The sequence below is a fragment of the Corynebacterium sp. HMSC05D08 genome, assembly GCF_001807215.1.
Taxonomy (GTDB): domain Bacteria; phylum Actinomycetota; class Actinomycetes; order Mycobacteriales; family Mycobacteriaceae; genus Corynebacterium; species Corynebacterium striatum.
This window is the reverse complement of the sequence record NZ_KV788349.1, coordinates 1-666: the sequence shown is the minus strand read 5'-3', so window position 1 is coordinate 666 and position 666 is coordinate 1. Positions and strand designations below refer to the sequence as shown.

Annotated in this window: 2 protein-coding genes; both read left to right on the top strand. The window is 51.4% G+C overall.

What is annotated here, in order from left to right; translation table 11 throughout:
* Positions 1–164 precede the first annotated feature (164 nt).
* Entirely contained in the window at positions 165–299 is a 135-nt protein-coding gene (locus HMPREF3148_RS14160; RefSeq protein WP_256364733.1) for a hypothetical protein, read from the top strand.
* Positions 296–666 (top strand): IS3 family transposase (locus HMPREF3148_RS09550; RefSeq protein ID WP_083280929.1); only part of this gene is annotated, 371 nt, incomplete at its 3' end. The genes HMPREF3148_RS14160 and HMPREF3148_RS09550, both read left to right, overlap by 4 nt.

Genomic DNA, 666 nt, shown 5'->3' with positions numbered 1-666 from the left:
TGTCCAGGTACTCCGAACAGTTCAAACGCGATGCCGTAGCCCTCTATGAGAACAACTAGGATCTCTCGCTGAACTCAGCATCAGCTGAGCTCGGTATCAACCGTGCCTCGCTACATTCTTGGGTCAAAAAGTACGGCACTGGCAAACGTGCCCGCACGAAGGCCGTGCACGATCAAGCCCAAGCGGCGAATGATTCTGCGCGAATCCGTCAGCTGGAAAAAGAAGTCTCTAAGCTGCGCGAAGAACGCGACATCCTGCGTAAGGCCGCGAAATATTTTGCCGAAGAGACTCACTGGTGATCCGCTTCCAGTTTGTCGATGACCACCGAACCGAGTACTCGGTTAAGCGGATGTGCGATGTGTTAAAGCTGAATCGTTCCTCGTTTTACAAGTGGGTGAGCACCCGTAAAAAACGCAGGTTAAAGATGTATTCTGATGCCGTTATTGGTGCAAGAATCAAGACCATCTTCGATGATGAGCACGGGCTTTATGGTGCTAAACGCATCGCCGCAAGCCTCAAGGAGGACACGACGTATACCCCGATCAATCACAAGAAAGTTGCACGCATCATGAAATCCATGGGGTTAAAAGGCTTTAGCAAACGGCGTCGATGCATTACTACCAGGCGTAAGCCTGGTCACCGTGTCATGCCAGATCTAGTAGGCCG